This window comes from Streptomyces sp. NPDC004667 (assembly GCF_040609475.1).
GTDB lineage: Bacteria > Actinomycetota > Actinomycetes > Streptomycetales > Streptomycetaceae > Streptomyces.
The window spans coordinates 12626-38224 of the sequence record NZ_JBEXKC010000012.1; the positions used below are offsets into that span (position 1 = coordinate 12626).

Genomic DNA, 25599 nt, shown 5'->3' on the forward strand with positions numbered 1-25599 from the left:
TTCGGGTACCTTGGCGCCGTTGACACGCCAGGGTGCGCCTCTCCGTGCGGAAGGGAGTGGGTCATCTCTGGGGGAGGGCTGAGGTGAATGTCGGTCTCGGTGGAACCCGCGTCCTCTCGGTGCGGGGGCGCGCTGGCGGACGCCATGCGCGGAATCGTCTTATCGGGTGAGAGTGCCGACCTCGATGGTGAGCTTCCCGGTCTGCTTTCACGGATCGCCGGTGGCTCCCGGACGGGGCTTGCTCCGGAGGCGGCGACGGCCCGCTCCTACGCGGTCATGCGCGCGCTGTGCTCCGCGGCGGACCCGCCGTCCGTGATCGTCCGCGATGTGCACCGGCTGTGCGCCGTGCACGATTGGGCGGCGGTCGCCGAGCCGACGGCCGGGGCCTTGATGAGCGTCCACTACAACCTGTGCGTCGCCTCGATCGTGGGGTTGTCCCAGCGGCCCGAGTACACCCGGGACCTGCTCGCGGAGCTCGACGGCATGCGCTCGGTGGGGTTGCTCATGGCGACGGAGGGCACCACCGGAAACGATCTGACCTCGGTCAGGACCCGGGCGCGGTACGACGAGGCGACGGACTCGTTCGTCCTGACGAGCCCGGACCCGGCGGCGTACAAGGTCATGTCGACGTCGGCGTATCCGGGGGTGGCGAAGATCGCGGTGGTGCTCGCCCGGCTGGACCCGCCGGCCGGGGCGGGCGGGCGGGACCGGGGTCCGCTGCACGCCTTCCTGGTGCGTATCGCCACGCAGGACGGGCCGGTCCCGGGAGTCTCCGTTACTCCGCTGTCGCGGGGCCTGGCCGGGGGCATGGACTACGCGCGCACCGGGTTCCACGGGGTGGTGGTGCCGCGGGAGCACTGGCTGGCCGGGCCGCGTCCGGACGGTGCCGACGCCGATCCGCGCAGGCCCGATCCCGGTTCCCCCGGCCGGTTCTGGCTCACCCTGGACTGCCTGAAGCTCGGGCGGATTCTGCTGCCGAGCATGGCGCTGGCAACCGCCCGCGCGTCACTGGCCATCACCGTGCGCTACTCCCTGCGCCGGATGACGCGGGGTGCGGCCTGGGCGGCGGTGCCCGCCCTGTCCCAGCGCAACCACCGCGCGGCCCTGATGACCTGCCTGAGCCGGGTGTACGCGGCCACCGCCCTCGTCAACGACGCCAAGGACCGCTGGGCCGCGGGTATCACGGAGCCCGAACGCACCCTGATGGTCAACAGCGTGAAGGTCCACGCCTCCTACACGGCCCTGTCGGTGATCGACGAATGCCGGGAGCGGGCCGGGGCACGCGGGATGCTGCTGGGCAACCGTATCGCCGAGTACCTGGGCATCGCGCACGGCGCGGTGACGGCCGAGGGCGACAACCAGGTGATCGCCCTCGCGCTCGGCCGCCTGCTGGCCGCCCGGCCTCCAGCCCACCTCGGCCGGCTCGACGCGCTCGGCCCCGCACCGTCCGGAGGGGCCTTCGACGCCGCGCGGCTGCGGTCCCTGCTACAGGCCCGTGTCCGCGGCCTGCTCGGCGAAGCGGCCCGGATCCACCGGACCGACGGCCGGGCGCCGGGACGCGAGACGGCCGCGGAGGCGTTGCGCGACGCCGCGTTGGCGTACGCGGACGCCGAGGCGTTTCGCAGCCTCGGCGAACGGATCCCGGCCGGCGGCGCCGACGCGGCGCGGTGCGTCCTGGAGCACTACGGCCTGGGCGCGGTGCTGCGGCACGCCGACTGGTACCTGGCGCACGGGCTCCTGGACCCGCAGTCCTGGAAAGCGGCGCGCGAACGCCTCGAACACGGCCATCGGGAGCTGGCCGAGATCGCGCAGGAGCTGGTCGACGCCTTCGGATACGCCCCTGAGTTCCTCGGTGCCCCCATGCAGGACGGGATCGGCATCTGAGTATCACCGTGCGCCCGCTGGGGAGCACGCCGTCGCATCATCCCGAGAGAAAGGCAGTTCACGATCATGAGTGCACACCTGGAATCCAAGCACCAGCGCGCGTTCGAGCAGCAGCTCGACCTGGACGGCAACGGCTACATCGAGCGCACGGACTTCGTGGCATTCGGCGTGCGCGTGCTCTCCGCCTGCGAGAGCAGCCCGACCTCCGCCAAGGGCAAGGCGCTCGTGGGCGCCGTGCTCGATGTCTGGGAGGCGTTGCGTGAGCAGTGCGACATCGACGGCGACGGGCGTATCAGCCCGCAGGAGTACCACCGCGGCATGACGGGCGCCTTCGTGCAGAAGGGCGGCGGCTACGACCGCACGTTCCACCCCGCGGTGCGCGCCGTGCTCGAACTGGCCGACGCCGACGGCGACGGGACGATCACTCCGCAGGAGTTCCGTGTGCTGCAGGCCGCCCTGGGCACCCCGGACGGCGAGGTGGAGGCCGCGTTCCAACGCCTGGACGCCGACGGCCGCGGTGAGGTGAGCATCGATCAGATCGATGCGGCGGCGCGACAGTTCTACACCGGCGAGGGCCAGGAGCCCGTCGGCGACCTGCTGTTCGGCGCGTAGTGCTCCGCTCCTATCCGCCTCTGGTCGCCGGCGCACCCGAGACAGCCGACCACTGGGTGTACACCGCCCGCGCGAGCGCACTGATCCGAGATCCACTCACCGTCGGCCGCATGGTGTTGCAGCGCGAGCGCGGCCAGGCCGACGGCGAGGACAGCGAGGACCCCCGGCTGGCCGGGCGGGTCGCACTGGCCCGCCCGGACCAGCTCGCCCGCGCACTGCGTGCCGCGCGCACCGCCCAGCCCGCCTGGGCCCGCGTCCCGCTCGACCAGCGCCTCTCGCTGGTCTCCGCATTCCATCACCGCCTGGCCCGCCGCGGCGAGGAGTTCGTCGACCTGTGCGTCGCCGAGGGCCACCCGCTGCCGGTGGCCCGGTGGGAGCTGTCCGGAATGCTCGAAGGCTCACATCAGGACTCGATCGCCTTCGCCCGCCACACCGCCGAGCACGAGACGCGCGTCGGACGCCGCACCGTGCGCCTGCATTACCAACCCGACGGCGTGGTCGCCCTCAGCCCCCCGCAGAACGCCCCGGCCAGCGCCGGCGCGCTCGGCGTGTGGGCGCTGGCCGGCGGCAACGCCCTGGTGGTCGGGGCGCCGCGCAGCAGCCCGCTGGCGCTGGCCTTCCTCTATCACGAGATCGTCTCCCCGGCCCTGGCCGAGACCGGCGCGCCGCCGGGCATCTTGTCGGTGCTGTGCGGTGATACGAAGGAGACGCTGCGCTCCTGGCTCGAGAGCCCCGACGTCGACACCGTCTTCTACTTCGGCTCCTCCGGGCGCGGGCAGGCACTCGCGGCCGACTGCCTGGCACGGGGCAAGAAGCCGGTGCTCGAACTGTCGGGCAACGACGGGGCGCTGATCTGGCGCGACGCGGATCCCGCCCAGGCGGCCCGCGCGCTGGCCGAATGCTTCCACGCCTCCGGGCAGATCTGCATGGTGCCCCGCTACGCGATCGTGCACCCGGACATCGCCGACCGCGTCATCGCCGCAGTGGTCGAACAGGCCGAAGCACTACGCCCCGGGCTCCCCGAGGATCCGCAGGTGCTGCTCTCGCCCGTGTTCAAGGCGCCCAAGTTCCGGCAGGCACTGAGCGAGGCGACGGCGGCCGGCGCCCGGGTCGTGACCGGCGGCGCCCAGTGGGACCACACCGGCCGGCCGACCACCGACGGCATGTTCATCCAGCCCACCGTGATCCGGATCGACGGCCTCCAGACAGCGTCGGCGATCCCCAGCGTCTACGAGGAGACGTTCTTCCCACTCCTGAAACTCGTCGTGCCCGACCGGGCCCCCGACGCCGAACTGCTGGGCCGAGCGCTGGCGTTCCTCGACGCGAACCCCTACGGCCTGCGCAACTCCCTGTGGGCGGCCGACCCCGACGTCATCGCACGATTCTCCAACGAACTACGCAACGGCGGCATCCTGAAGATCAACGACACGCACAGCGGCAACATCCCCGTCCTGCCCACCCACGGCGGCACCGGCCACTCCGGCGGCCCCTTCGGCGGCGCCGCACTCCCACTCCAGCGCACCAGCAGACTCCAAGCCATCTGCGACGCCACCCACGCCACGGCGCAAGACCACGCCCTGTGACACCGCAGCGGCCATCTCAAAAACCGACACCGGCCTGGGAAACTGACACCAGGCCGGCCGCTCGGGCAAGCCCGCCCCCTTCGACGACCCGCGGGCCTGGATACGTCCCTGGTCGTCTTCGTGAACGACGGACTCTTCAGCATCTGCGACGACGCGAACACCGAGGCCGGGACGACCCGCTGGTCCAACGGCCTCCTCGCCCCCATGAACCACAGCGCCTGGATCCTGACAGGCATCCACACCAGCCCCGTCACCCCGCGGACCACGAGGACCGGGATGCCCGCGAACTCGAGCCAGCCGGTCAGCTGCTGCCGCAGGGTGTCCTGTTCCACCGCGACGTACAGGGCCTGCTGCTGGCCCGTAGTGCGGTCCAGGCGGAACAGGCGGGCATCTCGGCGGCGGCGAACGCGTCCGCGTCCGGTCAGGCCGGCGGGAGCTGGACTTCGCGGATGGTGTCGATCAGGTCGGGGAAGCGGCCCTCCCGGTGGGCCTGGGGCTGCCGCGAGGACAGCCGACGGTACATCGGCGTGTGTGCGGCAGGACGCCCTCGGAGATCAGAAGCCGCGTCCAGGTCAGCCGATCCTCCGCCCGGCGGTCGGAGGGCGTTCCTCCGCCGCCGACGCCGCCGGCGCCATCAAAAGCTAACGATTTGCTTTAGTCGGCACCAAGATCTACGGTGATTTAAAGCAAACGGATTGCGTTTAGCGGGAGGGGTCCCATGTTCAATGCCACGTCAGACCTGGCCGCGCGATGCCCGCGCCCCGCCGCCCGCACCCGCGCGGCCTCCTCCGCTCTGCACGTGTCGATCCTCGCGCTCCTCCTGGCCGCCTCCAGTGCGCCGACGCCGCTGTACCCCCTGTACCAGGACCGATGGGGCCTGACCGCCCTGACGATCACAGTGGTCTTCAGCGCCTACGCCCTGGCGCTGCTGGTGGCCCTGCTCACCGCCGGAGGCCTTTCCGGCCACCTGGGGAGGCGGCCCGTCCTGATGAGCGCCCTGGTCCTGGCGGCAGCCTCCATGCTGCTGCTGGCCTCGGCGGACGGCGCCGGGCAGCTCATCGCCGCCCGCATCCTGCAAGGAGCGGCAACGGGCACCGCCATCAGCGCCGCGGGCGCCGCCCTCCTCGACCTCGAGGACCCCCGGCGTCCCGGCCGCTCCGCCCTGGCCAACAGCATCGCCCCGGTCCTCGGCATGGCGGCCGGCGTACTGGCCTCCACCCTGCTCGTGCGCTTCGTTCCGGCTCCCACGGCCACCGTGTACGTCATCCTGGCGGTACTCTTTGCCGCCCAGACGGTCGCGGTCGTCCTGACGCCGGAGACGGCCCGCCCTCACCCCGGCGCGCTGCGCTCCCTGCTCCCGCGGCTTGCCGTGCCGCCCCCGGGACGCCGCGTTCTGCTGACGGCCGGCACCGCAGTCGCCGCCGTCTGGGCGCTGGGCGGCTTCTACTCCTCCCTCGGACCGGCGCTCGTACGCCTGATGGCCCCCGGCGCCCCGTCGGTGTTCGCCGGGATGGTCTTCTTCGTCGTCAGTTCCGGGGCGGCGCTGACCGTGTGGCTGCTGCGCGGGACCACGCCGCTCACCGCCGCCACCCGCGGATCCCTGGCGGTCGTCCCCTCCACGGCCCTGAGCCTGCTCGGTCTGCACGGCGCCGGCCTGGTCGCCGTCTACAGCGGGGCGGCCCTGGCCGGCATCGCCTTCGGCGCCGTCTCCCAGGGCACGCTGCGCATGATGCTCGGCTCGTTGGGCCACGGGGACAGCGCCGCGGCCCTGGCCACGTACTACATCCTCAGCTACCTGTCCATGAGCCTGCCCGCCATCGCCGCGGGCGTCGCCACCCAGCACTTCGGTCTGCGGACCACTTGCCTCGTCTACGCCGCTGCCGCCGCACTGTCCGCCGTCGCGGCGGCGGCAGCGCTGACCGCGTCCGGACGCAAGGCACCCCGTTCCGCAGACGACCACCACCACCGCTGAACCCACCGAAAAGCCGAAGGAACGACGGACCATGAACGCTTCACCCACCGACCGGACCAACGCCATCCCCTCCTGGACCGTGGGCGCCGTCACCGTCCACCGCATCGACGAGGTCCCCCTGCCGCCCGCGACCGGCCCCTGGCTGCTGCCGGACGCCACCACGGACGTGGTCAGGCACCAGGACTGGCTGCACCCGGACTTCGCCGACCACGAAGGCATCCTGCGCATCGACAGCCACAGCTTCGCCTTCACCATCGGCGGGCTGCGCGTCCTCGTCGACACCGGCATCGGCAACGGCAAGGAACGGGCCAACCCGGCGTGGCACGACCTGCGGTCCGACTTCCTCGACCACCTCACCGCCGCCGGCTTCCACCCGGATTCCGTCGATCTGGTGATCCTCACCCACCTGCACGCCGACCACGTCGGCTGGAACACCCAGAAGGTGAAGGGCGAGTGGGTCCCCACCTTCCCCAACGCCCGCTACATCACCTCCCGCGCCGAGCGAGAGTTCTGGGCCACGTACGACATGGAGGAGGCACGCAGGCAGATGTTCCTCGACTCCGTGATCCCGGTCGAGGAGGCGGGAATGCTCAACCTCGTCGACGTCCCGGTCGAGGGAGTCGAGATCACCCCGGGGCTGCGCCTGCTGCCCACGCCCGGACACACCCCCGGCCACATCGCCGTCGAGCTGACCAGCCTGGGCGAGACGGCGCTGATCACCGGCGACTGCATCCACCACCCGGTCCAGCTCGCCCACCCCGGCATCGGCGCCTGCGTCGACATCGACCCGGCGCAGTCCGAGGCCACGCGCCGCGAACTGCTCGACTCCCTCGCCGGCACCGACACCCTGATCCTCGGCACGCACTTCGCGCCGCCCACCGCCGGCCTCGTGATCACCCACCACGACGCCTACCGGCTCGCACCCGTCCCCGCCACCGCACACACCGTCCCGCGCTGACCACATGGCCCTCTTCCCGAGGGCGCGGCCGCCGCCCAACGGGCAGCCTCTCCTTCTTCCGGTGACCTTCAACGGCCGGCACACCTGCCGATTCAGCCCCGGAGGGAGTCGAGCCAGGCGGTCAGCAGGCGGTTGACCTCCTCGGGACGCTCCTGCTGGATCCAGTGCCCGCAGCCTTCCAGGATGTGGGTGGAGGCCAGGGCGGGGAGGGTGGTCGGGTAGGCGTCGATCGCGTCGGCCATCCAGGTCGTGGAAGCGTCCAGGGAGCCGCCGATGAACAGGGACGGCTGCGTGATCGGGGCTCCGCCGTACTGGGCGAGGTCCTCCCAGTCGCGGTCCATGTTGCGGTAGCGGTTGAGGGCCCCGGTCATGCCGGTGCGCTCGAACTCCCCGGCGTACACGTCGAGGTCGTCCTCGGTCAGCCAGGCGGGCAGCGTGCCGCCGGGGAAGCGGTCGCGCAGCCGGCCGCAGGTGCGGGCCACGAAGTGCGGGTCGGGCTCGCCCCGGGCGGGCATGGTGTCGGCGGACATGGCCGCGTAGAAACCGGCGAGCCAGCCCCGGAGGTCGGGCTCGATCTCTGCTTCGGCCCGGCCGGGCTCCTGGAAGTAGGAGACGTAGAACTCCTGGTCACCGCCCATCTGCGCGAAGACGTCGGTGGGGCGGGGGCCGCCGGGCGGCGCGTAGGGGACGCTCAGCAGTCCGACGGCGCGGAAGACCTCGGGGTGGAGCAGGGCGGAGGCCGCCGCGATGCTGGAGCCCCAGTCGTGCCCGATGACCACCGCCCTCTCCTCGCCCAGGGCGCGCACCAGGGCGACATTGTCCTCCACCAGGTCGAGCATCCCGTAGGCGTCCGTCGCGGCGGGCTTGGAGGAGCGGCCGTAGCCGCGAACATCGAGCGCCACGGCCCGGTACCCCGCCGCCGCGAGGGCCGGGAGTTGGCGGCGCCAGGAGTACCAGGACTCGGGGAAGCCGTGGACGAGCAGGACCAGCGGTCCGGTGCCCTGCTCGACCAGGTGCAGGCGCCCCGCGGGTGCCTCGATGGTGCGGTGGCGCAGGTCGGCGGACGGTACGGGCTGCTGGTACATCGCTTCTCCTCGGTTGACGGGCGGCCGCGGTTGCCCACCGATCATGCGGCGCGGCGGCCGCGCGATGCGAGCGCTCTTGCCATCCTGGCAAACTGGCAGGACACGGCGGGGAAGCGGCACGGCCGGAGGGAGCGGGGCGATGGTGACAGGCAACGACACGGCCGACACGTCGGCGGCCATGGGCCCCCGGCTGCGGACCGCGCGCGAGCGGCACGGTGCGACGCTCACCGGCGTCAGCCGTGCGACCGGCATCTCGCCGAGCACGCTGTCGCGGATCGAGACCGGCCGGCGCAAGCCGACCCTGGAGGTGCTGCTGCGGCTCGCGAAGGCGTACGACGTCTCCCTGGACGAGCTGGCCGGCACCGCACCCGCCGCGGCGGCCGGACCGCGCACTCCGGTGCCGCAGCGTTCCGGAAACGACAAGGCGGTGCTACCACTGACCCGGTACGTCGGGGGCCTGCACGCCCACAAGCACGTCCTGCCCGCCGTCGACGCGCCGCCGGTGCGGCCGCGCCAGGTTTCCCATGACGGGTACGAATGGCTGTGCGTCCTGTACGGGCGGCTGTGGCTGGCACTCGGCGAGCAGGACCTCGTGCTGAGCGCCGGGGACGTGGCCGAGTTCGACACCCGCACCGCGCACGGAGTCGCGAACGCCGGGCCCGGCGGACCGGTCGAGTACCTGATCATGTTCGGGCCGCAGGGGGAGCGCCCACGATCGCGTACCCCAGACCCCGGCCGATGGGCCCGTTAAAGCGCCGCTCGTCCGGCGCACCAGCACGGGACGATGCTCGTCCGGTCAGCCCAGCGACGCGCTCGCCGCACGCAGTTCGTCCAGGGCCGCCAGGGTGCACCCGGCGAGGTCGTCCTCGGCGCCACGATCGCCCTCGGCCCATTCGGCGTACCCCCGCTTGAAAGCGAGGACGCCCAGCTCGCCCGCGAGAGCCGCAGTCGGATCGGGTACGCCGCGGGCGATCAGAGCGGTCGTCATCGCGGCCGCGAGACTGACGGTCTTGAGGGTGTCGCGCTCTTGAAGCTCGGCGCTGGAGGCGACGGCCGCCTTGAGGCGGGGGGCGAGATCGCGACTCCCGGGGCCCATCGCGGCCGAGGCGCACTCGAGACCGGCAGCGACTGCCTCAAGCGGGGTGGCGTTGCCGGGCGCGTCGGCGATCCCCTCGGTCAGCAGTCGGCACAGCGTCTCCTGCCCGGCGACCAGCAGCTCGCGCTTGTCGGGGAAGTGCCGGAAGAAGGTGCTCTTGGTGACCCCGGCACGCTCGGCGATCTGCGCGACCGTCGTGGCGTCATACCCCTGCTCGCTGAACAGGTCGACCGCAGCCACGACGAGGCGTTCACGCGCACCTGGTTCCCATCGACCCATGGGTTCATCATATGCGATGGGACTCTTGTCCCATCACCCTGCTAGGGTGATGGGACAAGAGTCCCATCACTCTGGGAGGGTTTCCATGCGCGTCTTCGTCACCGGCGGCACCGGTCTGATCGGTTCCGCCGTCGTCGCCGAACTCCTCGGCAAGGGCCACACCGTCCTCGCACTGGCCCGCTCCGACGCCTCCGCACAGGCCGCCGAGGCAGCCGGCGCCGAGCCACTGCGGGGAGGCCTCGCCGATCCGGACGTACTGCGCTCCGGCGCCGCCCGGGCCGACGGGGTCATCCACCTGGCCTTCGGCAACGACTTCAGCAGCCCCGAGGCCCTCGCCCGGAACATCGCCGAGGAGACCGCCGCCCTCACCACCCTCGGCGAGGAGCTCGTCGGCAGCGACCGTCCCTTGGTCACCGTCTCGGGTACGCCCTGGGTGCCGAACCGCGCCTCCACCGAGGCCGACCCGGTGCCGACCGACGGGCCGGTCGGCGGCCGCGGCCGCACGGTCACGGCGATCCTGGGCCTGGCCTCGCGCGGGGTCCGGAGTACGTCCGTACGCATGCCGCGCACGGTTCACCACGGGGGCACGGGCGGGTTCGCCGGTCTGCTGACCGACATCGCACGCCGGAGCGGGATCTCCGGCTACCCCGGCGACGGCACGCAGCGCTGGCCCGCCGTCCACGCGCTCGACGCGGCCGTTCTCTTCCGGCTCGCCCTGGAGCAGGCGGAGGCCGGTACCGCCTGGCACGCCGTGGCCGACGAGGGGGACGAGGTACGGGACATCGCGGCCGTCATCGGCCGACGGCTGGGCCTGCCGGTCGAGTCGGTGCCGGAGGAGACCTACGGCCCGCTCGGCCCGATCTTCAAGGCCGACCAGCCCTCGTCCAGCACCCACACCCGGCAGGCGCTCGGCTGGGAACCGAAGCACCCCGGCCTTCTGGAGGACCTGGAGAACATCCGGCCCTGATCGGCGACCGACGACCGGGGCGGACCCGCTGCCGGCGCCGGCCCGCCATCCGTGTGGCGGCGGCACATCTCGCACCACCCCCGCCATTTCATGTCCACAACAAGCAGGAGGTTCCCTCATGGTGGCAGTCGTCTTCGGTGCTCGCGGTAACGTCGGACGTCACGTGGCCGATGGCCTGCTGGTCGCCGGTGAGCAGGTCAGAGCGGTCAACAGGACCCCAGCCGCGGGCTTGGCGCCCGGGTGTGAAGCAGTCGTCGCCGACCTGGAGCGTCCCGAGACGCTGCCCGCAGCGCTCGACGGTGCCGACAAGGTGTTCCTGTACGGAATGCTCGACCCCCAGAAGCCCTACGACATCGAGAAGGTCGCTGCGGCGGCCGCAGCCGCAGGGGTCCGGCAGGTGGTCCTGCTCTCGTCGGTGTCGGTCGTCCTGGACCTAGACGCCGACCACCCGGTCGCCCGCCTGAACCGCACGATCGAGCAGGCCGTCCAACGGTCCGGCATGGACTGGACGTTCCTCAGGCCGGGGACCTTCGCGACCAACACCCGCACCTGGTGGGCCGAATCGATCCGCACCGACAACGTCGTCCGCCTTCCCCATCCGCTTGCGCAGTCGGCACCGGTGCACGAGAAGGACATCGCGGCGCTGGCGGTGACCGCCCTGACCGAACCGGGCCACTCGCACCAGGCCTACACGGTCTACGGGGCCGAGTCCCTGACCTTGCAGCGCCAGGTCGAGCACATCGGCGAGGCCATCGGCCGTCGTATCCGGGTTGAACACGTCTCCGACGAGCAGGCTCGCGCGGAAATCGCCAGAACCATGCATCCGGTCGTGGCCGAGGCGATCGTGGGTCAGTGGGCCGCCGCCGACGGCGTCGTGGCGGTGACCTCCGCCATCGCGGAAAAGATCACCGGCGCTCCGGCACACACCTACGCCCAGTGGGCCGTCTGCCACGCCGACGACTTCCGCTGAGCTTGTCGCACTGACCAGCCGTACGGGACCGGTCCGTGCGGCCGGCCGCGGAGAAGGGTGGCGATGTGCTCCTCGGTGGGTGCGGTCAGCTCGCTCAGGGCGTAGGAGGTCGGCCACATGGTGCCGTCGTCGAGAGCAGCCAGGTCGCTGAAGCCGAGCGTGGCGTAGCGCGACGTGAACGTGTCCGCGCTCTGGGAGTGGCAGACGACCTTGCCGTCCCTGGCGTACGCGGGCATGCCGTACCAGAGCTTTGGCGCGAGGTTTGGGGCGGCGGTCTTGACGATCTCGTGGATCCGCTCGGCGAGGACGCGGTCCGTGTCCGGCATCTCGGCGATCTTCGCGAGGACGTCCTGTTCCGCCGCCGCCTCCTGCTGCGCCCGGGACGGGCCGCGCCGCGCGGCCGTCCTCTTCTCGTCGCGGGCGTGGGCCTTCATCACGGCCCGCTCCTCGGCGGTGAATCCCTCGTACTTCTAGGCGCTCTGCTTCGTGGTCGGAATGTTGGGTTCCTCTCGTGGCGGGGAAGGTGGGGGCGGGCTACGCGGCGGTGGTTTCCCAGGTGAAGCCGTCCGGGTCGGTGAAGGCTTCGGCGGCCCCGCCGAGGGCGATGCGGTGGGAGCCCGTGCCGTCGGCGGGGACTCCGAGGTCCTTGGCCAGGGCGCCGCGCTTGTACAGCGCCAGCTTGACGGGGCTGGACTGACCGGGGGCGAACTCGACGTACTTGCCGCCGAAGCCCTTGGCCACGGTCATGCCCAGGCCGGTGTAGAGCTTGCGGGTGGCCTTGACGGCCTCGACGCCGAGGAGCAGGACGATCTCGTCGATCTCGCGGGTGTCGGGGCCGGTGTCCTTCTTCGCCGAGGTGGCGATCTTCCAGATCGTGCCGTCGGGGGCCCGGACGACGCCGCTGTAGCCCCACAGGGACTTGGCGGTGGGCTTCAGGACGGTGGCGCCGGCCGCCACGGCGGCGGCGAAGAAGCCGTCGACGGTGGCTGGCCCGGACACCGTGAGCCCCAGGGTGAAGCCGCGGAATCCGGTGGAGTGCGCGTCGCAGGCCCGCAGGCCGATGTACGCGTCCACGCCGAAGGCGCTGTAGAAACTGCGGGCGGCCTCCGGATCCGCCACCTCCAGGGTGACGGAGTTGAGGGAGAAGGTGTTCGCCGCGGTGGGAGTCGTGGTTGCCATGGACATCACGCTAGGGGCCGGGTGGCGGGCGGGGCTTCTCGATTCCTGACCGGTCCGGGACCGGTTTCGCCGGGAGGGCCGGGAGGGCCGGTTTCGCCGGGAGGGCCGGGGAGCGGGGCGCCGGCGGCCGGCCGGGGTCAGCGTCTGCGGCGGCGGGCGAAGCGGGTGCGGTGGCCCGAGGGGGCGGCGGCGGCCAGGGCGAAGGTCACGGTGATGTGCGCCCCTCCGAGCGGGCCGCGCGTGACGCGTACCGTACCGCCCGTGGCGGTCGCGGAGCGGCGCGCGATGTCGAGGCCCAGGCCGGTGGAGCCGGTGCTGCTTCCGCGGGACAGCGCGCGGTCCGGTTCCGGGATGCCCGGTCCGCCGTCCTCGACGACGAGTTCCACGGCCTGGGCCGTGCGTACGACGGCGACCGCAAATGCGGTCCCCTCCGGGGTGTGGCGGAAGACGTTGCCGATGAGGGCGTCCACCACGGCGGCCACGTCGTCGTCGGAGAGGGCGACGGCCGTGGGCTCCTGGGTGATGTCCAGGGAGCACGAACGGTTCTGCTGCTCCGCGAGGACCGCCCAGAAGGCGGTCCGGCGGCGGGCGACCTCCGCCGCCTCGCTGCGCGGGCCCGCGCCCGCCGCGGGGGCGGAGCCGCGTCCCGGGGGCCGTTCCGTGGCGAGCAGGCCCTGGCCCATGGGGCCGACGGCGAGCGGGGTGCGCGCCGCGGCGATGATGGCCTGCAGCTCGGTCTCCAGCTCGCAGACGGCCGCCTCGACCCTTGCCGACTCCGGCGTGCCCGCCATCCGTTCCGATGCCAGGTGGAGTGCGGTCAGCGGGGTGCGCAGCCGGTGCGAGAGGTCGGCGACGAGTTCGCGTTCGACGGCGAGGAGTTCGTTCATGCGCTGGGCCATCGCGTTGAAGGCGACGCCCGCGTCGTGCAGTTCCGGGGGGCCCATGGGTTCGACGCGGGTGTCCAGGTCGCCCAGTCCGAGCGCGCGGGAGGCCTGGGCGAGCCTTTGGGAGGAGCGGACGACCTTGGCTCCGAGCCGGTCGGCGACCAGTACCGAGCCGGCGATCAGCCCGACGGCGAGGAAGCACATCACGGCCCACGACTGCGCCACCCCGCGGGTGAGTTCCGCCTCGGGCACGAAGTTCTCGATGACGGCGACCTTGTCGCCCGGCAGCACCACGGGCTGCAGGCAGACCCACCCGCCGGGGACTTCCTGGGAGATCGACTCCCGCCCGCGCTGGGCCCGTTCGAGCAGGTCCGCGGGGGCTTTGGACCGCCCCAGGGAGCCGGCCCCCGGCAGGTGGACGACCAGGTGGTCGGCCGCGTCCAGGCCGGCCGCGGCCTCGCGCAGGGCGTCCGGGTCCGTGGTGAGGGCGAGTACCGGCGCGAGGGCGGCGCCGCGTTGCTGGGCGGCCGTCACGCCCTGTTCCTTGACCAGCGACATCACCAGGGCGCCCAGCGGTATGAGGAAGGAGAGGGCGACCATGGAGGTCACGGCGAGGGCCACACCGGCCAGGGAGCGCCTCAACGCGGTGCCACCAGCTTGATGCCGACCCCGCGCACGGTCAGCAGGTAGCGCGGGGCCGATGCCCGTTCGCCGAGTTTGCGGCGCAGGGAGGACAGGTGCACGTCGACGGTCTGGTCGTCCACGTACGGCTCGCGCCACACCTCGGTCAGCAGGCGGCGCTTCGAGACGACCTGGCCGGCGTGGTGGGCGAGGAAGGCGAGCAGGTCGAACTCGCGGCGGGTCAGGCGCAGTTCCTGTCCGGCCAGGTGCACGGTGCGCGCGCCCGGGTCCACCGCCAGCTCGCCGACGACGGTGGGCCGCAGGGGCTCACCGGCCTGCGCGGGCGCCGCGCCGACGGCGGCGCCGGCGGAGGCGGGGGGCGCGCCGCCGGTGCGCCGCAGGACGGCGGAGAGGCGGGCGAGGAGCTGGCCCCCGGAGAAGGGTTTGACCAGGTAGTCGTCGGCGCCGGCGTTCAGGATGTTGATGATCTCGGACTCGTCGTCGCGGGCGGTGGCCACGAGCACCGGTACGGAGGAGATGCCGCGGATCATGCGCAGGGCGTCGCCTCCGTCGAGGTCGGGCAGTCCGAGGTCGAGGACGACCGCGTCCACGGGCGCCTGCGTGACCTCGCGGAGCGCGCCGAAGCCGTCGGCGGCGCTGCGCACGGCGTACCCCTGCTCGGCCAGGACTTCTATCAGTGACTGGCGGATGCTGGGGTCGTCTTCCACGACCAGGACGCTTGGCATGCGCACACCTTAGAGGCTCGTTCCGGTGGTGGCCTCGGTCAGGGCGTGACGAAGGCCGGGACCCCGTCGGTGACGCGGAGCCGTACGGGGTGGTCGGACACCGGGATGGTGCAGCCGTCCCGCGTGCTGCAACTCGCGTAGCCGATCAGTAGCGTGGCGCCGTCGCCGCTGCCTGACGCGCGGACGGGGAGGGTGGTGGTGACCGGGCCGTCGGGGTAGACGGGCACTGGGGAGTCGACCCCCGGGACCCGGATCGGCCGTACGGGCTGTGCCGCCGTCAGCGGGCCGTCAGCGGCGAGGGTCCCGGTGACGGCCACCGCGGTCGGCCGGCCGACGCCCTCGATGCCGGTGGGCGGCAGGGCGGTGCTGTAGAGGTGGAATCCGGCGGCCTCGGGCGCGAAGACGGCGGTGAGGGTGCCGGTCCGCTTCGAGGGCTGCCAATCGGAGACGGAGAGCGTGACGGTGACTCCGTTCTCGGAGAAGCGCGCGGTGGGCGGGGGTCCGTCGGCCGCGGCTCCGGCGGGCTTCCCGCCGCAGGCCACGAGGAGGGCCAGCGGGACGAGGGCGCCCGCGGCGCGGAGCGGGCGCCGGAGCCGGGGCCGGGGCTGCGGGGAGGGGGTCATCGGGGGCCTTCTCGTTTCGTGGGGCGGCGAGGTGGGGTGTGGGGAGTGGCTCGGGGCGGAAGGGTGGGGAGGGCGAAGGGCAGCCGGGGCGGTGGGGTGGTCGGGGCGGCTGGGTGGTCGGGGCGGTGAGGGCGGTCGGGGCGGTGAGGGGCCGGGGCGGTGGGGGGCCTGGGCGGTGGGGGGCCTGGGCGGTGGGGGGCCGACGGGACGTTGCGGGCCGGGCTGTTCGGAGGGCCTCACAGGGCCGCCGTGAAGCTCGTGCTCCACAGCTGCATGCGGTAGACGAGGTCGTTCCACACTCCGGTGGCCAGCAGCACGCCGACGATCACGAGCATGCCGCCGCCCGTCCGCAGGACCCCTGCGTAGTGGCGTTTCACCAGGCCGAACGCGCCCAGGGCCCGCCGGAAGGCGAGCGCGGCCAAGACGAACGGGAGGCCAAGTCCGAGGCAGTAGGCGGCCATCAGCAGGGCGCCGCGGGCCGCGCTCGCCCCGTTCCAGGCGAGGGCCTGGACGGCGGCGAGAGTCGGGCCGATGCACGGCGTCCAGCCGACGGCGAAGACCGCGCCCAGCAGGGGAGCTCCGGCGAGGGCCGGCGCGGGGCGCAGGTGGCTGCGGAACTCCCGCTGCGCGAAGCCCGGGAGGAGGCCCATGAAGGCGAGCCCCATGAGGACCGTGAGGAGGCCGAGCACCAGGGTGACCTCCCCCTGATGGGCCAGCAGGCTCCGCCCGACGTAGCCGAACAGGGCCCCGCCCGATACGAGGACGGCCGTGAAGCCGAGGACGAACAGGACGGCGCCCGTCACCATCCGGCCGCGTCGGCCGCCCCGCGCGTCGGCGAGATCGGTGACGGACAGGCTGGTGACGTAGCTGAGGTAGCCGGGTACGAGGGGCAGCACGCACGGCGAGAGGAAGGAAACGAGCCCGGCGGCGAAGGCGACCGGGGCGGCGACCAGGACCGTTCCGTCGATGAGGGAGGCGGCGCCCGTGGCGGTGGCGGCCGTGGCCGAGAGCGGGGTGGCGGCCGGCTGCCAGTACGCGGACGCCGTCATCCTTCCGCCGCCACGCGGTCGATCAGCGGCTTCAAGCGCGCGGCGCTGACGGCGCCGCCGATGGCCACGGCGACGCGGCCCTCGCGGTCGACGATGAGGGTCGAGGGGATCGTCTGCGGGTTGAGCACCTCCGGCGGGAACCGCAGCAGGAGGGCGCCGGCGGGGTCGTGGAGGCTGGGGAAGTCCAGGCCGTGGGCGCGTACGAAGGACCGGGCCGCGTCCCGGTCCCGGTCGCGGGTGTTGATGCCGAGGAAGCGGACCCCGGCGCCCCGGACCTCCCCGTTGAGCAGGGCGAGGTCGCCGGCCTCGGCGCGGCAGGGCGCGCACCAGGAACCCCAGACGTTGAGGACGACGACCTCCCCGCGGAGGGCGGCGAGCGAGACCGGGTTCCCGTCCAGGTCGGTCCCCGTCAGTGCGGGCGCGGGCGGGCGGGCCCGCGGGGCCGCGACCGTGGCGCCGGACTCCGACGTGACGGCGACGGTGTGGGCGGCCGCGGCGGTGCCGGGGGTGGGGGTGGCAGTGCTGGAGGTGGGGGTGGAGTCGGTCCGGGGGCCGGTGGTGGAGCCGTCCGTCACCGTGCCGATCAGCAGCAGGGCCGCCGCCACCGCCAGACCGGCGCCGACCGGGAGGACGGCGGCCCTGCGTACCGGCCCTCTCACGGGGCCCACTTGCGCAGGAAGGAGCCGATGCCGTCCGCCGTCAGGGACGGGTTGCCGGTGACGTGGGTGTCGACCCGCGTGGTGCCGGACGGCGATACGACCACCAGTACGGGCATCGTGTACGTCCCGCCGGAGGGGCTGTACTTGCGCAGCAGCGCGGAGTTGGCGGAGCTGTCGCCGCCGATGTCGACCTTGACGAGGTGGTAGTCGTCCGCGAGGAGCTCCGAGGTCGCCGGCTGGGCGAACACCTTGTCGGCGGCCTTGCAGTTCCCGCACCAGTTGGCCCCGAAGTCGAGCAGGACCATCCGGCCGTCGGACTTCGCCGAGCGCAGGGCCGCGTCGATCAGTGCCCGGGCGTCGGCCGAACTGTCGTAGCCGGGACCGGGGACCTTGGCCGGGGCCGGTGCGGGGAGGGCGGCCGACGTCGGCTTGGCGCCGCCCGTACCGGAACCAGAACCGGAACGCGATCCGGAGTCGGCTGTGCCGCCGCCCTTGCCTGCGCTGCCCGATGAGGAACCGGTGGCGGCGCCGGGCGGTGAGGCCTGGACGGACGCGGAGGCCGAGGCGGAGGGCAGCACCGAGGCGGTGGCGGACGCTGCGGGGGACGCGTCCTGGGACGTCCGGTCGGCGGCCGGCACCGAGGCCGGCTCCTGGACGCCGGTCGGCGCGGCGGATCCGGCGGGCGTGGAGGAGGGCCCGCACGCGGTGGCCAGCCCGGCCACGACCACGGCGGCGGCGGCGACCATCGGCAGGCGCCGGGCGAGGGAGGGACGGGAGGGCGCCGGGCGGCGTCCGGAGCGGACGGACCGGAGCAGGCGAGAGCTCATGGCGAAGACCCCTGGGGCAGGTTCGGACGGCGGGACGGGCGAGGCGCGTCCCGGCTCGGTGAAACCGGGGCCGTCGGTGCGCGGGGGCTCGTGCCCCGGTGCCGACGGCCGCTCGGCTGACGCGAGCATAGGGCCGGCGGGGGCCCGTGGAACCGGCTCGGGGCGATCTTGAGGTTGCCCTAAGGAACTGCTCACCTTCCCTTTCGCCGCGCCCCGCCCCGGCCGGGGGCAGGAGCGTCGCGAACGGGGCGGAACGGACGGGGCGGAGCGGACGGGGTGCCCGAGCGGCACGGTCCGGGCGGCCGGGGGGTCGGGCCGGGCGGCCGGGCGACGCGGCGGCCGGGTGGCCGGGCCGCGCGGTCGTCAAGCGGGCCGGAGTGTGGGCGGCCTGCCGTACCGTCAGAAGGAACTCTCGCGGACGCTCACCTTGGCCGACGGGGTGATCGTGGCCGTGATCACCGACCGGTGGTCGTCGCCGCTGAAGGTCACGGTGAGGGTGTCGTCGGAGTCCTGCGAGGTGGTCGTCCGGAAGCCCAGGCCGGGAACCGCGGAGATCAGGCAGACGCCCCGGCTCCCGAAACGCACCGTGACCTTGCCGCCCTGTGAGGGGACGGTGTGCAGCCCCGCCCCGCCCTGTTCGCAGTCGACGCCTGACCGGGGCGCGCTGGTCCGGGAGGCCTCCGGCGAGGCCTTGGCGGGGGTGGGGCTGGGAGAGGGGGGCGCCGACGAGGGCTGCTGCGTCACGGTCGGCGAAGGGCTGACCGAGGCGCTCGCGGTCGGGGAGGCCTGTTGCGGTCCGGGACTGCCCGCCTGCCAGGCGGGGGGCGTGTCGATGACGACCGGGGCGGAACGCGCGACGGGGGGCTTGTGGCTGGTCGACCCGACCACGAACTGGACCGTGGCGAGCACGGCGGTCACGCTGGCGGCCGTGCACGACAGCCATATGAGCAGGTAGCGCGGAAGTCGGGGCACGGGCCCATAGTGACCGACGGGCGCAGGTTCGCGTACACCGGTGCCCCGGCCGAACCGGAACCCGTCGCCGGCGGGTTGCGCACGGGGGTGCAACGGGGTGCTCCGGAGTGCTCCGGGTGAACGCGGACGTCCCCCTGGCCGCCGGGCCAGGGGGACGTGGCCGTCCGCGAACCTGCGCGCAGGTGTGCGGGGGCCGCCCTGTGGGGGGTGTGGGGGTTGTGGGGGGGGGCGGCGCGCCGGAAGGCGGTCGAGGGGTTACCTCGGGGTGCCGAAGTCCTGGGTCCACCAGGGGCCGCCGTCGCCCTTGTGGACGCCTATGCCGATCTCCTTGAAGGAGCAGTTGAGGATGTTGGCACGGTGGCCGGGGCTGTTCATCCAGGCCGACATGACCGCAGCGGCGTCGCCCTGCCCGCGGGCTATGTTCTCGCCGAGGCCGGACCACTGGTAGCCGGCCCCCTCCACCCGGCTCGTCATGGTGGACCCGTCGGGCCCGGTGTGCGACATGACGCCGCTGCGGGCCATCGTGTCGCTGTACGCCCGCGCCGCCGCGCTCAGCTTCGAGTTGACCGTCAGGGGGCCGCATCCGGCGTTGGCGCGCTCCTTGTTGACGAGGGTGAGCACGGCGGCCTCGGTGTCCCCGTTGACGGTTCCGGAGCCCGATCCGGAACCGGAACCTGAGCCCGAGCCGGAGGAGCCGCCGGAGCCGGTGCCCTTCGTGGAGGTGGAGCCCTGGGCCGGCTTGGCGGGCCGGCCGGCGCCCGAGGTGTCCGGCGCGCTCTCGGGCCGCGTGGCGTCCTCGTCGGGGGCTGCGGCTCCCTTCGCGTCGCCGGAGCCGGGCTGCGTCCCGGGCGTGCCCGACGGGCCGGCACTCGCGGACGCGCTCGCACTCGTACTCGGGCTCGCACTCGCGCTCGCGCTCGCCGACGCCGGGGCGGCCGGGAGCGCCCCGGTGGTGTCCGTCGCCGCCTTCGACGACGCGGCGTCGGACGCGGCGGCTCCGGCTGCCTGCCGGTCCGTACGGTCACCGCCTCCCGAGTCGGCGACCGCGACCCCGACCGCCACCACCGCGGCGGCCGCGGTGACGGACAGCACGATGCGCGTACGCGTCGCCTTCTTCCGGCGGGCCTCGGCGCGGGACGGGGTCTCGGGGGTTCGGCTGCGGCTCATGCCGGTAACACCTCACTGGAGAGGGGACGGGAAGTACGGCCGAGCCTAGGCCGGTGAACAGGGCACATCGCCCCGTGGAGGGGCTTCTTCAGGTTGCCCTAAGGAAGCCCGCAGGATCGACACAGGGATGATCCGGAACATTGCCCCCAACTCCGGCGGCCCTCTTCGGTTCGTCGCGGCGATGTCCGTCCGCCGTTCGCGATCGCGGGCCGTGGTGCGCACCGGGCCGTGCGGTCGGTGCGCACCAGTTGGTGCCGGTCTGGGCGCGGGGGCCCAGTGCGGTGGCGCCGGTGCCGGGGTAGGGGTAGAGGGTTCCGGTGCTGGTGGCGGGGGCCTGGACGGCTCTCAGGTCGCGCTTGCCGTCGTTGTCGACGTCGGCGCCGACCAGCTGGTGCGTGGTGTCCCGGTTGGCGCCCAGGGAAGTGTGGTCGAGGTGAGGGCTGCCTGGTGATTGATGGACTGCCGGCCGCGGTAGCCGGAGCCACGGTCATCGCCGACGGCGCCTACCTGGGTACCGGGCTGATCGTCCCTCACCGCAGAGGGGCCGGCCGCCTGCGGGGATAGGAAGGGGATAGCTCCGAACACCGAAGGTCCTTGACCGCGTCGAGCACACCTTCGCCCGCATGAAGAACTGCAAGAACCTCCGAGGCTGCCGCCAGAAAGGAGACGGCCTCCACCACGCCGTCCAGGCCGTCCAGGCCGTCCAGGCCGTCGCCACCTTGCACAATCTCGCCATGAAGCGGCGAAACAGCAGGTCAGATGCCATTCAGGCCTGCCGGGACGGACCTTCAGCAACAGCCTTTGGGGGGTACAGGACTCCCATGGAGCCTCACGAGGTCGTTCACCGCGTGGACCGGGCCCGGTGGGCCGCGGCTCAGATGACCAGGACCCGGCGCCCCCGGGTGTGGCCGGCGCGGCTGTCGGTGTGCGCAGCCGCCGCCTCGGTGAGCGAGTACGACTTCTCGACGGGGATGTGGAGCCTGCCCCGGCTGATGAGGTCGACGGCCTCGGCGAGCGCGTCCGGTACGCTCCCGGCCACGCCGGAGAACCGGACACCCAGCTCTGGCGCATCGAGGTCGGCGATGGAGACGACCCTGCGCGGATCGCCGGTCAACTCGACGAGTTCGCGGATCACGCCCGAGCCGGCCAGGTCGAGGGCCGCGTCGACACGGCCCAGTTGCCGCACCCGTTCGACCCAGCCCTCGTCGTACGTCGTGGCGAGCGCGCCCATGCCGCGCAGGTAGCCCTGGTTCGCAGCCCCGGCCGTGCCGATCACCCTGATGCCGTGCGCGCGGGCGATCTGCAGCACGGCCGACCCGACACCGCCGGAGGCGCCGCTGACCAGCAGGCTCTGCCCGGGCCGCACGCCGACCTCGCGGATGATGCGCAGGGCGGTCTCCACCACCGACGGGTACCCGGCAGCCTCCGCGAAGGCCAGCCCCTCGGGCATCCGGGCCCAGGCCGACAGCACGGCGAACTCGGCGTACGTGTCGGAGCCTTCGCCGAACACGCGGTCACCGACCTCGACCCCCTCCACGCCCTCCCCGACCTGGTCCACCACCCCGGCGGCGTCCAGTCCGACCCCGGCGGGCAGTTCGACGGGATGGGCTCCGAGCACCTGTCCCTCCCGAATCCTCCAGTCGACGGGGTTGACACCCGCCGCCCGCACGGCGATGCGTATCCGGCCGGGGCCCGCCTGGGGCTCCTCGGCGTCCACCAGTTGCAGGACCTCGGGACCGCCGAACTCGGCGAAGCTGATTTTCCTCATGCGGCGGACAGTAGACCTAACGGTTAGGATTTCGCAACGGTCAGGGATTCATACCTGATAGTGTCAGGACATGATCGAGCCGTCCGGACGCCGCGAACGCAAGAAGGCCGCGACCCGCCAGAAGATCGCTGACACCGCGCTGCGCCTCTTCCTGGAGCGCGGGTACGACGCCGTGGGCATCCGTGACGTCGCGGCCGAGGCGGACGTGGCCGTCACCACCGTCTTCGCCCACTTCGCCTCGAAAGAAGCCCTGGTGTTCGAACGTGACCAGGACTTCGAGCAGCGCCTCACCCGGGCGGTGACCGACCGGGCTCCGCACGAGCCGCTCATCCCGGCGCTGCACCGCGAGATCCAGGCCCTGGTACGCCACTGCACGGCGGAGGGCACTGCACCCGTCCGCCGCATGATCGAAGGTTCACCCGCCCTGCGGGAGTACGAGGAGTCGATGAGCCTGCGTCACGCGCAGGCGCTGGCAGAGGCGATGGCCGCCGATACCCGCCTGTCCCGGAGCGCGACGGCCTGCCGGGCGACCGCGCGGTTCGCCATCGACGCCTACGCGCTGGCCTGTTGGGCGGACGATCCGGACGCCACGGTGGACGAGGTCTTCCGGATGATCGAGGCGGCCTGGGAAGCCACTGCGCCCTGAGCCAGGACGGCGGCCGCGGAGACCATGAGCCAAGGTCGAGGGGCTGGTGAAGGCGAAGGCGGCCGGGGAGATGGTGGAGAAGGGCGAACCGAATGCGGAGCACCGCGCAGCCGGGCGGGACATGCCAGCCCCTGCCGACCGCATACGTGGCCAGGGCCCTCCAGGGCCGCCTGCCCGGTCGGCACAGCTGCACGCCGCCCGCCGCTTCCGTGTCAACAGCAGACGTGCCTCCTGGCCATACGACCAGCACGAACGCATCCGACTGACGGCCCGTCACCGCCAACCCCCGCTGACACCACCCCCGGCACATCGCAGTCTGCGACGAGGTGGATCTGCGTGGTCAGCCCACCGCGCGGAAGCGTCCGAGGGTGCCGTCGGCCGGCTCGTCGGCCCGAGCTGCCTTTGACGGGCCCCGGCGGTGGGCTGATGGGCCCGGACGATGGTGGAGTCGACCGGGAACGACCCAGTCGAAGCGGCCCGGGCGGCGTAGGTGTGGGGGCTGCTGTTGGAGCTGCGTTGAATCAGGGGGTCGCGCAGACCGCCAAGGCGAAGACCCCGTCACGGTCGCTGAAGCCCTTGTTCGTGGCCCTGACCGTCCAACCCGTAGGCGTCGGCGCCGAGGAGTTGAGCAGGACGTCGGGGCTCGCGTCCCCGCCACCGCCGATCGGCACCAGTCCGGCGGGGCACTCGACGTGCACGGTGGCGACCTCTCCGACCGCCAGTTGGACGGTCCTGCTGACTCTGAAGTCGGACTCGGTGGTGGAGCAGACGGCGGTCGCCCGCACGAACGACAGGGGCGCGTCCGGGTCGAAGTCCGTGTACTTCGCCTGGGCCACCCACTCCCCGTTACCGATGCTCGTCTCACTGGCGTACGTGCGGTCCCCGGCCTCGATGCCGCCGCCCACCACGAACCGGGTGCGGTCGAAGCCGCAGTTCGCCCGGCTGGGGTTGGCCGCCTCCCCCGGCTGGAGGGGCTTGTCGGCTCCGACCTCGTAGCTGATGGAGGGATCCGTCGAGCAGACCACCCGCGGGTGCAGGGTCTGCACCTCGCCAGAGGCGTTGAACGCCCGCACCACCCAACGGTTTCCGGCCACGTCGGGGTAGGAGTCCTTGAGGAAGACCGCGCTCACCGGGTCGTCCTCCACCGTCGCGCCTCCCCCGGTGGGCTTCGTGCCCTGCGGGCAGTACGCCGCCACCGTGTACAGCCTGTTCGGATACATGATCGCGGGATGGCCCACCTGCTGGGTGACGGTGCGGACAGCGGTCCCCGGCCGCGTGGACGAAGTGCCGCCGTCCGCCCGGGCATACGGAGCAGCGGCGGCGGGCAGGGCGGTGGAAAGGGCGGCAGCGAGCAGGGTCGCCGTGAGTGCGGTCGTGCGGATGGATCCCATGGCCGGCCTCCTCGTGGTGCGGTCGTCGGAGGACAGGAGTACCCGCCCGGTGCCCGGGCGGGAGGGCGGGCACCCATCTGCACCCGGTCTTTCACCCGCACGACGACAGCCGGCCCCACCACCGGGCGGCGCGGGTCGGGCAAGATCCGGAAGAGACTGCCTGGTACTGCAACGGTCCTTGACGTGACAGTTGGGCAGGTCGGTCACTGGTCAGGTCACGGGTGGGAGCGGAAAAACGGCTGGACGCCGGCCGAGGAAGCCGGGCATGGCGGTCCGGACCGGATCCACCGGCTGCTGAACCGGAACGACCGGAACTCGGACGAGGTCCTGAACGACGTGCGGGACTGCGTCGTCGAGCATCTCGGCGATCCGGATGCGGTGCTGATCGTGGACGACACCGGGTTCCTGAAGAAGGGTGTCCGCTCGGCCGGCGTCCAGCGGCAATGCTCCGGGACCGCCGGGCGGGCAGAGCTGGAGCGGGCGGACGTCTTCCACGTCATGGCCACCACCCGGCACGACATCGTTGTCACCCGCCGGGCCATCGACCACCCCGTCCATGACCTGATCCCGGGCTGCCCCGGCAGAAGTGGCAACGCCGTTCCTGCGGCGACGGCGGCCACGGCGCACACGGCGCCCACGGCGCCCACGGCGCCCACGGCCCAACACGGCCAGCAGGCCGTTCGCGGAGCCAGACGTCGTCTCGATCGGTAGACCGGCCTACGGGTGACCCCGGCGGACCGCGCCTCTCGGCGCTGGTGCAACGATGCGCAGATGCGCAAGGACAATGAGCTGAATGAACTGATCGACGTCGAAGACCCTGCATGGCCGCTCCTTCTCCAGGAGCTGTCCGGTACCGACGTACCGGTCGAGGTAGTGCCCGGCGATCCCGCAGCAGGCCGAGCCGCCCTGCTGCAACTACAGGTCTCCGCCCGGTCGAATCTGGGCGGGATCGTACTGAACTGCGGCGGTCTGCTCGTGGACGGTGGATGGCTGCGGATCTTCGGAAGCCCGAGCGGCGGCGGACTCCCCGGTCTGGCCGAGGTCAACGCGATGCCGTCGGCGTTCGATCCCGCGTGGCGGCCCGGTGCTGGTCTCGTGGTCGCGCACGACGTGCTGGGCGGGGTCTTCGCCCTCAACGGGGGCGACCCCCGCGAGGCCGGTCGGCCCGGCGCCCCCGGCGAGATCCTCTACTTCGCCCCTGACGCGCTCCGCTGGGAGGCCTTGGGCGCCGGGCACTCGGCATGGCTGTCCTGGATCTTCGGCGGAGGACTCCAGGAGTTCTACGCAGGCATGCGGTGGGACGGCTGGCACGGTGAGGTCTCGGTGCTGGACGGCCGGCAGGGACTGTCGTTCTACCCACCGTTGTGGTCGGCCGAGGCTCGCCAGGACCTGTCGGCGACCAGCCGTCGCCCGGTACCCATGGCGGAACTCCTCGGCCTGAGCCGCGACTCGTGCCTTCGGTTCGACGGCACCGACCCGGGCTTCCTCGGAGTCGTATGAACCGGCTCGCCCGTCCGTCCGGCTCTGGCGCCGTGTCAAGCGCTTGGTACGGTGTGCCCCTGACCTGGGCACTGACCGAGCGGGCCCGTACCGTCCCTGCCCCTCCGACGACAGCGCCGGCTCGGCCCGATCGCAGCGGGGCATCACCCTCGTCGGCACAC

At 72.8% G+C, this 25599-nt stretch carries 23 protein-coding genes and 3 pseudogenes; 12 read left to right on the plus strand and 14 right to left on the minus strand.

All coding sequences use genetic code 11. The features are described 5' to 3' along the window. Positions 1-276 precede the first annotated feature (276 nt). The 5 genes from ABZW32_RS09200 to ABZW32_RS09220 all read left to right on the plus strand — a co-directional run bounded on the left by ABZW32_RS09200 (position 277) and on the right by ABZW32_RS09220 (position 7009). Positions 277-1884 carry an acyl-CoA dehydrogenase family protein gene (locus tag ABZW32_RS09200; protein ID WP_356213383.1) on the plus strand — a complete coding sequence of 536 codons (1608 nt, stop codon included), beginning with the start codon at positions 277-279 and terminating at the stop codon, positions 1882-1884. 66 nt (positions 1885-1950) lie between these two features. After that, positions 1951-2496 carry an EF-hand domain-containing protein gene (locus tag ABZW32_RS09205; protein ID WP_356213386.1) on the plus strand — a complete coding sequence of 182 codons (546 nt, stop codon included), beginning with the start codon at positions 1951-1953 and terminating at the stop codon, positions 2494-2496. A 110-nt stretch (positions 2497-2606) separates the two neighbouring features. After that, entirely contained in the window at positions 2607-4079 is a 1473-nt protein-coding gene (locus ABZW32_RS09210) for an aldehyde dehydrogenase (protein WP_356213389.1), read from the plus strand. A gap of 718 nt (positions 4080-4797) precedes the next feature. After that, positions 4798-6051, plus strand: a complete 1254-nt coding sequence (locus tag ABZW32_RS09215; RefSeq protein ID WP_356213392.1) for an MFS transporter — start codon at positions 4798-4800, stop codon at positions 6049-6051. Between the two features lie 31 nt (positions 6052-6082). Then, positions 6083-7009: an MBL fold metallo-hydrolase gene (locus tag ABZW32_RS09220; protein ID WP_356213395.1), complete on the plus strand. Its 927-nt coding sequence runs from the start codon at positions 6083-6085 to the stop codon at positions 7007-7009. A gap of 92 nt (positions 7010-7101) precedes the next feature. Here ABZW32_RS09220 and ABZW32_RS09225 read toward each other — a convergent pair whose 3' ends face one another. Continuing rightward, positions 7102-8094, minus strand: a complete 993-nt coding sequence (locus ABZW32_RS09225; RefSeq protein ID WP_356213398.1) for an alpha/beta hydrolase — start codon at positions 8092-8094, stop codon at positions 7102-7104. A 142-nt stretch (positions 8095-8236) separates the two neighbouring features. On the opposite strand from ABZW32_RS09225, the gene ABZW32_RS09230 reads away from it, so the two are divergent. Then, a complete protein-coding gene (locus tag ABZW32_RS09230; RefSeq protein ID WP_356213690.1) occupies positions 8237-8845 on the plus strand; it encodes a helix-turn-helix transcriptional regulator in 609 nt (202 codons plus the stop codon). A 45-nt stretch (positions 8846-8890) separates the two neighbouring features. On the opposite strand, the gene ABZW32_RS09235 is transcribed toward ABZW32_RS09230, so the two are convergent. Continuing rightward, positions 8891-9469, minus strand: coding sequence for a helix-turn-helix domain-containing protein (locus ABZW32_RS09235; RefSeq protein ID WP_356213401.1), 579 nt, complete (start codon positions 9467-9469; stop codon positions 8891-8893). An 85-nt stretch (positions 9470-9554) separates the two neighbouring features. Here ABZW32_RS09235 and ABZW32_RS09240 point away from each other — a divergent pair, with 85 nt between their 5' ends. Continuing rightward, positions 9555-10436 (plus strand): SDR family oxidoreductase, encoded by an 882-nt coding sequence (locus tag ABZW32_RS09240; RefSeq protein WP_356213404.1) that lies wholly within the window; start codon positions 9555-9557, stop codon positions 10434-10436. Between the two features lie 118 nt (positions 10437-10554). Next, the gene (locus ABZW32_RS09245; protein WP_356213407.1) at positions 10555-11406 is read left to right on the plus strand and encodes an NAD(P)H-binding protein; all 852 of its coding nucleotides are present in this window, start codon (positions 10555-10557) and stop codon (positions 11404-11406) included. 47 nt (positions 11407-11453) lie between these two features. Here the strand turns inward: ABZW32_RS09245 and ABZW32_RS09250 are convergent. The 10 genes and pseudogenes from ABZW32_RS09250 to ABZW32_RS09295 form a co-directional block, all read right to left on the minus strand. Then, a pseudogene (locus tag ABZW32_RS09250) lies at positions 11454-11840 on the minus strand (DUF1801 domain-containing protein); the annotation flags it as partial. A 100-nt stretch (positions 11841-11940) separates the two neighbouring features. After that, positions 11941-12591, minus strand: a complete 651-nt coding sequence (locus tag ABZW32_RS09255) for a glyoxalase (protein ID WP_356213409.1) — start codon at positions 12589-12591, stop codon at positions 11941-11943. Positions 12592-12722: 131 nt separating this feature from the next. Then, positions 12723-14111, minus strand: coding sequence for a HAMP domain-containing sensor histidine kinase (locus ABZW32_RS09260; protein ID WP_356213411.1), 1389 nt, complete (start codon positions 14109-14111; stop codon positions 12723-12725). Beyond that, on the minus strand, positions 14108-14836 hold the full coding sequence (locus tag ABZW32_RS09265) for a response regulator transcription factor (protein WP_356213414.1): 729 nt from the start codon (positions 14834-14836) through the stop codon (positions 14108-14110). Before ABZW32_RS09265 ends, ABZW32_RS09260 begins: the two co-directional genes overlap by 4 nt. Positions 14837-14874: 38 nt before the next feature. Continuing rightward, positions 14875-15459, minus strand: a complete 585-nt coding sequence (locus ABZW32_RS09270) for a hypothetical protein (protein WP_356213417.1) — start codon at positions 15457-15459, stop codon at positions 14875-14877. A 236-nt stretch (positions 15460-15695) separates the two neighbouring features. Further along, positions 15696-16508 carry a cytochrome c biogenesis protein CcdA gene (locus tag ABZW32_RS09275; RefSeq protein ID WP_356213420.1) on the minus strand — a complete coding sequence of 271 codons (813 nt, stop codon included), beginning with the start codon at positions 16506-16508 and terminating at the stop codon, positions 15696-15698. Further along, complete coding sequence (locus ABZW32_RS09280; RefSeq protein WP_356213423.1) at positions 16505-17167, minus strand: TlpA disulfide reductase family protein; 663 nt, start codon at positions 17165-17167, stop codon at positions 16505-16507. The genes ABZW32_RS09275 and ABZW32_RS09280 overlap by 4 nt, the downstream gene beginning before the upstream one ends. Beyond that, positions 17164-17994 carry a thioredoxin family protein gene (locus tag ABZW32_RS09285; RefSeq protein WP_356213426.1) on the minus strand — a complete coding sequence of 277 codons (831 nt, stop codon included), beginning with the start codon at positions 17992-17994 and terminating at the stop codon, positions 17164-17166. Before ABZW32_RS09285 ends, ABZW32_RS09280 begins: the two co-directional genes overlap by 4 nt. Positions 17995-18393: 399 nt before the next feature. After that, positions 18394-18966 (minus strand): hypothetical protein, encoded by a 573-nt coding sequence (locus tag ABZW32_RS09290; RefSeq protein WP_356213429.1) that lies wholly within the window; start codon positions 18964-18966, stop codon positions 18394-18396. Between the two features lie 255 nt (positions 18967-19221). Continuing rightward, the gene (locus ABZW32_RS09295) at positions 19222-20133 is read right to left on the minus strand and encodes a CAP domain-containing protein (RefSeq protein WP_356213432.1); all 912 of its coding nucleotides are present in this window, start codon (positions 20131-20133) and stop codon (positions 19222-19224) included. A 483-nt stretch (positions 20134-20616) separates the two neighbouring features. Here ABZW32_RS09295 and ABZW32_RS09300 point away from each other — a divergent pair. Then, a pseudogene (locus ABZW32_RS09300) lies at positions 20617-20870 on the plus strand (IS5/IS1182 family transposase); the annotation flags it as partial. Between the two features lie 137 nt (positions 20871-21007). Here ABZW32_RS09300 and ABZW32_RS09305 read toward each other — a convergent pair. Further along, positions 21008-21901 (minus strand): NADP-dependent oxidoreductase, encoded by an 894-nt coding sequence (locus ABZW32_RS09305; protein WP_356213435.1) that lies wholly within the window; start codon positions 21899-21901, stop codon positions 21008-21010. A 70-nt stretch (positions 21902-21971) separates the two neighbouring features. Between ABZW32_RS09305 and ABZW32_RS09310 the strand changes: the two genes are divergently transcribed. Then, positions 21972-22547 carry a helix-turn-helix domain-containing protein gene (locus ABZW32_RS09310; RefSeq protein ID WP_356213438.1) on the plus strand — a complete coding sequence of 192 codons (576 nt, stop codon included), beginning with the start codon at positions 21972-21974 and terminating at the stop codon, positions 22545-22547. Positions 22548-23068: 521 nt separating this feature from the next. On the opposite strand, the gene ABZW32_RS09315 is transcribed toward ABZW32_RS09310, so the two are convergent. Further along, positions 23069-23938 carry a hypothetical protein gene (locus ABZW32_RS09315; protein ID WP_356213440.1) on the minus strand — a complete coding sequence of 290 codons (870 nt, stop codon included), beginning with the start codon at positions 23936-23938 and terminating at the stop codon, positions 23069-23071. A gap of 225 nt (positions 23939-24163) precedes the next feature. Between ABZW32_RS09315 and ABZW32_RS09320 the strand changes: the two are divergent. Together ABZW32_RS09320 and ABZW32_RS09325 are read left to right on the plus strand one after the other, a co-directional pair. Next, positions 24164-24409 (plus strand): annotated as a pseudogene (locus ABZW32_RS09320) (transposase); the annotation flags it as partial. A 300-nt stretch (positions 24410-24709) separates the two neighbouring features. After that, a complete protein-coding gene (locus tag ABZW32_RS09325; RefSeq protein WP_356213443.1) occupies positions 24710-25438 on the plus strand; it encodes a DUF2625 family protein in 729 nt (242 codons plus the stop codon). The last annotated feature ends 161 nt before the right edge of the window (positions 25439-25599 follow it).